This window comes from Candidatus Planktophila sp. (assembly GCF_046070465.1).
Lineage (GTDB): Bacteria > Actinomycetota > Actinomycetes > Nanopelagicales > Nanopelagicaceae > Planktophila.
Map to the genome: position 1 here is coordinate 1 of NZ_JBJTMK010000132.1, position 4,989 is coordinate 4,989.

The window sequence follows — 4,989 nt, forward strand, 5'->3', positions numbered from 1 at the left end:
AGATTCAGTGAAGAGTTTCTCACGCAGACCTGGTGTGCGCTCAAGAGATTCGTGAAATCGCTTGATGTCGACTACATCGATGCCGATTCCATCAATCATGGGCCTAGGTTAGTGGAGTTGGCTATCTGAGGGAAAGTAGCGGTCAATTGCAATAATCAAGACGAGGAGCGCTCCCCCAAGGAGTAAGCCACCGAATAAATCTGAGAACCAGTGTGTGTTGCGAATGAGCGAAACGGTGCAGACAGTTGTTGCGAGTAATCCCACCCCTGCACTTGCAAGACGACCACGATAACGATTGACGTGGGCGTATCGATAAATCAAATAGGCGATGACTCCCCAGATAAATATTGCATTAGAGGCATGTCCACTTGGATATGACATACCTCCTGCATGGAGAAGATCGATTCCGATACGAGGTTTGGTACGACCAAGTGCGTATTTGAATCCACCCACAACAACATTGAGAGAGGTGAATGCCAATAGTCCGAGATTGATCGGGCGCCAAGTCCTAAATCTACGTGAGATAAAGAGTGCGACAATTAAAAGCGCAATGCCTGAGATGCTACGAAGTCCAAGATCATCAAGACGTCGAATGATAAAAGCTGAAAGACCTCTGAAGTGTGGGTGCTTTGATTCGCTGAAATATTGATCGATATCAGTAATCGGTCCATAGGTGACGACTTGCTGAGTAACAAGGAGAAAACCTGCAAAGAGTCCAGCGCTCCATTTCAGAGCTCTGCGCATTTGGCGGCGGCGAGTTTCAATCATCTATTACTCGACAGTGACAGATTTAGCCAAGTTACGTGGCTGATCGACATCAGTTCCACGCGCTACAGCGATTTCGTATGCAAACACTTGAAGAGGAACAGTTGCTAATACGGGCTGGAAGAGTGGAGACGCGACAGGAATACGAATGATGTGCTCTGCACCGATTACTTCAGCGCCTTCTGCGGCAATGACAACGACTCGAGCACCACGTGCCTTTACCTCTTGAATATTGCTCAACATCTTTTCATCGAGTTGATGTTCGTCAGCTGTAGGCAAAATCGCAATAACTGCAGTGCCTTCTTCGATAAGAGCGATTGGTCCGTGCTTGAGTTCGCCACCCGCAAAGCCCTCGGCATGAATGTAGGCGAGCTCTTTCAGCTTGAGTGCGCCTTCAAGAGCGACCGGGTACTCGACGCCACGACCTAAGAAGAGGACGGTGTCGTTGGATGCAAACTTTCGAGTGAGTTCGCGCAGCGGTTCAATCGTCTCAAGTATTTGTTCGACCTTGCCTGGGAGCTCAAGCATTTCGTTATAGAGAGCGCGCACTTCTTGATCGTTCAGTGTTCCGCGGACTTGTGCGAGCTTGAGACCAATTAAGTAGACAGCAACGATTTGAGTAAGAAATGCCTTAGTCGATGCAACTGCAATCTCAGGCCCTGCATGTGTGTAGAGAACAGCATCTGATTCGCGTGGAATTGTTGATGAGTTGGTATTGCACACTGCAAGGACACGAGCGCCTGATGCCTTTGCATGACGAACAGCCATCAAGAGATCCATCGTCTCGCCTGATTGTGAAATGGCAATAACAAGTGAGTTTTTATCCACGATGGGATCGCGGTATCGGTACTCAGATGCAATCTCTACATCGACCGGGACCTTTGCCCACTTTTCAATCGCATACTTTGCGACCATGCCTGCGTGATAGGCGGTTCCGCATGCGATTACTGAGATGCGCTTGATATCTTTGATTTCAGCCTCAGTCATATGTAGCTCATCGAGCTGGACTTGGTCGTTATCTGAAAGTCGTCCAATCAATGTATCTGCAATAGCTTTTGGCTGATCGAAAATCTCCTTCAGCATAAAGTGTGCAAAGCCACCCTTTTGAGCTGCCGCTGCATCCCATGTGATCTCATACTCGCGAAGTGGAAGTGGCTTCCCATCAAGATCACAGATTGCGATACCTTCAGGTGAAATCGTGACAACTTCATCCTGGCCAAGCTCTACTGCGCGCTTTGTGTAATCGATAAATGCAGCGACATCTGAAGCTAAGAAGTTCTCGCCAGCTCCAAGACCTGCAACTAGCGGTGAGTTGCGACGTACTCCCACAATAGTTTGCGGTGCATCAGCGTGGATTGCGAGCAAGGTAAAAGATCCGCGGAGGCGTTTGACCGCTGCCCGCATCGCTGCAGTGAGATCTCCATTGTGCTCTTTACGCAGCTCTGAAAGTAGGTGGGCTACGGATTCGGTATCGGTCTCTGATGAGAATGTATGGCCGCGCTTTTCGAGTTCGGCTTTGAGCTCTGAATAATTTTCGATGATGCCGTTGTGAATAACAGCGAGCTTGCCTTCGTTATCAAGGTGAGGGTGTGCATTGCGATCGGTTGGACCGCCATGTGTAGCCCAACGAGTGTGTCCGATTCCTGAATGCACCGTTGGAAGATTGGAAGGAAGCGCGCCTTCGAGATTTGCCAGCTTTCCTGCGCGCTTTTCTACAAAGAGAGATGTGCCAGTTCCGAGAGCAATGCCCGCTGAGTCATATCCACGGTATTCGAGGCGGCGAAGGCCTTCAACAATCGGAGTAAATGCAGATTGCGGTCCGGTGTAACCCACGATTCCGCACACGAATTAAATCCCCAGTTCTGCCTTAACAACCGCAGCAAGTGATGATGCGATTTCTTGCGCAAGGCTATCACTTGAGGCTTCGACCATGACTCGAATCAATGGCTCGGTGCCGGAGGCGCGTAGTAATACGCGACCTTCATCCCCCAACTGCTTCTCTGCATCTGCAACTGCATTGGCAACAACTTGCGAGGATGGCAACTTATCTTTTGCAACGCCAGGTACGTTGATCAACACTTGTGGGAAGCGCTGCATCGCTGATGCAAGTTCTGCAAGTGACTTTCCTGTACAGACAACTTCTTGTGCAAGTGCGAGGGCGGTAAGGATTCCGTCTCCCGTGCCTGCGTGTTCGCGAATGATGAGGTGGCCAGATTGTTCGCCGCCTAAGGAGTAATCGCCCTCAAGCATCTGCTCGAGAACATAGCGATCGCCGACTGCGGTCGTAAGAACATTGATACCGACCTGCTTCATGGCGTGGAAGAAACCAAGATTGCTCATCACAGTTGCAACGATGGTGTCAGCCTTAAGCTTTCCGCGATTCTTAAATCCGATAGCAAGAATTGTCATGATTTGATCGCCATCGACTACGGCACCGGTGCCATCGACTGCAAGGCAGCGATCTGAATCACCGTCGTGAGCGATACCAAAATCTGCACCTTCACGTACAACAGCTGCTTGCAAATCTTCTAGGTGAGTTGATCCACATCCATCATTGATGTTCCAGCCATCTGGTGTGTGATGAATTGCAACAACTGTCGCTCCTGCCTTTTCGTAGACAACTGGTGCAACAAGAGATGATGCACCGTTGGCACAGTCGACAACGATCTTGAGGCCTTTAAGAGGCGTAGACACTGATGCAAGAAGATGTTCGATGTAAGCAGCTGCTGCGTTCTCATCATTGACGATTCGACCGACTGCACGACCTGTTGGTCGCTCCCAAGGCTCGCCCATACGCTTTTCAATTGCTGCCTCGATGGCATCATCAAGCTTTCCGCCACCGCGAGCAAATAATTTAATGCCGTTATCTGGCATTGGATTATGCGAAGCAGAAATCATGACGCCGAGATCGGCACCCGTTGCGGCAACTAGATGCGCAACAGCAGGAGTTGGTAATACACCAACGCGATAAACATCGACTCCAGCAGAGGCCAAACCTGCGATAACAGCTGCTTCTAGGAATTCCCCTGAGGCACGAGAGTCCTGGCCGACGATTGCTTTAGGTCGCTTGCCTGCATTGCTGGATGATTCAACAAGAATATGTGCTGCAGCAACTGCTGCAGAGAGCGCGGTCTCAGCAGTAAGAATTGAACCGTTCGCTAAACCACGAATCCCGTCTGTTCCAAAGAGAGCCATAAAAACTCCTTCGCAACAAACGGGATTGGTGAGTAAAAAGAATTAACGCTTTGAGTACTGTGAACGCTTACGAGCCTTCTTAAGACCGTACTTCTTGCGCTCGATAACACGTGCATCGCGTGAGAGGAATCCAGCCTTCTTCAGTGCTGGACGGTTTGCTTCGCGATCGATCTCGTTGAGTGAACGAGCAACGCCAAGACGAAGTGCGCCAGCCTGACCTGAAACTCCACCACCGTTGATGCGAGCAAATACATCGTATGTACCTTCAGCACCTACAGTGCGGAATGGCTCTGATACGAGCTGCTGGTGAACCTTATTTGGGAAGTAGTTCTCGAGAGTCTTGCCGTTAACAACCCAGCGACCTGTTCCTGGAACGAGACGAACACGTGCAACAGCTTCCTTACGGCGACCTGTACCAGCACCTGGTGCTGTTACTGCCTTGCGGTTAGTTGCTGCTGCTGGTGTTGAAGAAGAGTAAGAAGTTGGAATCTCGTTCTCATCAAGCTCGAAAGTTGTATCTGACATATTTTCTTTTATCCCTTACTTAACGATCTGAGAAACTTGGTTGAATACGTATGGAACTGGTGCCTGTGCAGCATGTGGGTGCTCTGGGCCTGCATAGACCTTGAGCTTGCCTGCCATCTCACGACCAAGACGGTTCTTTGGAAGCATTCCCTTGATCGCCTTTTCAACAGCGCGTGTTGGGTGCTTCTCAAGGAGTTCGCCGTAGACAGTCGATGTAAGACCGCCTGGGAAACCTGAGTGATGGTGTGCAAACTTTGTTGTTGTCTTATTGCCTGAGAGCGCGATCTTCTCTGCATTGATGACGATGACGAAGTCACCCATATCCATGTGAGGTGCGAATGTCGCCTTGTGCTTTCCGCGAAGAAGAGTCGCTGCATGTGTCGCTAGACGACCGAGCACGACAAGTTCGTGATCGGCGGCCCGGTCGGCGATGCCGGGCTCACGGGCCGAAAGATCATCGTCGATACGTACGGGGGCGCGGCCCGCCACTGCGGCGGCGCGTTC

5 protein-coding genes and 2 pseudogenes are annotated in these 4,989 nt (G+C 50.5%); 1 reads left to right on the forward strand and 6 read right to left on the reverse strand.

Features of this window, described 5'->3' with window-relative positions; all coding sequences use genetic code 11:
• From ACKOVI_RS06040 to rplM, 6 genes and pseudogenes are all read right to left on the reverse strand, one after another.
• Nucleotides 1-99: pseudogene (locus tag ACKOVI_RS06040) on the reverse strand (holo-ACP synthase); the annotation flags it as partial.
• A gap of 9 nt (nucleotides 100-108) precedes the next feature.
• A complete protein-coding gene (locus tag ACKOVI_RS06045; RefSeq protein WP_509603191.1) occupies nucleotides 109-768 on the reverse strand; it encodes a phosphatase PAP2 family protein in 660 nt (219 codons plus the stop codon).
• A gap of 3 nt (nucleotides 769-771) precedes the next feature.
• A complete protein-coding gene (gene glmS, locus ACKOVI_RS06050; RefSeq protein WP_509603192.1) occupies nucleotides 772-2,610 on the reverse strand; it encodes a glutamine--fructose-6-phosphate transaminase (isomerizing) in 1,839 nt (612 codons plus the stop codon).
• Between the two features lie 3 nt (nucleotides 2,611-2,613).
• On the reverse strand, nucleotides 2,614-3,960 hold the full coding sequence (glmM, locus tag ACKOVI_RS06055; RefSeq protein WP_509603193.1) for a phosphoglucosamine mutase: 1,347 nt from the start codon (nucleotides 3,958-3,960) through the stop codon (nucleotides 2,614-2,616).
• A gap of 42 nt (nucleotides 3,961-4,002) precedes the next feature.
• Nucleotides 4,003-4,485: a 30S ribosomal protein S9 gene (gene rpsI, locus ACKOVI_RS06060; protein ID WP_509603194.1), complete on the reverse strand. Its 483-nt coding sequence runs from the start codon at nucleotides 4,483-4,485 to the stop codon at nucleotides 4,003-4,005.
• 15 nt (nucleotides 4,486-4,500) lie between these two features.
• Nucleotides 4,501-4,917 carry a 50S ribosomal protein L13 gene (gene rplM, locus ACKOVI_RS06065; protein ID WP_509603195.1) on the reverse strand — a complete coding sequence of 139 codons (417 nt, stop codon included), beginning with the start codon at nucleotides 4,915-4,917 and terminating at the stop codon, nucleotides 4,501-4,503.
• Here rplM and ACKOVI_RS06070 point away from each other — a divergent pair.
• Nucleotides 4,888-4,989 (forward strand): annotated as a pseudogene (locus ACKOVI_RS06070) (methionine adenosyltransferase domain-containing protein); the annotation flags it as partial. The gene rplM and the pseudogene ACKOVI_RS06070 sit on opposite strands and share 30 nt — an antisense overlap.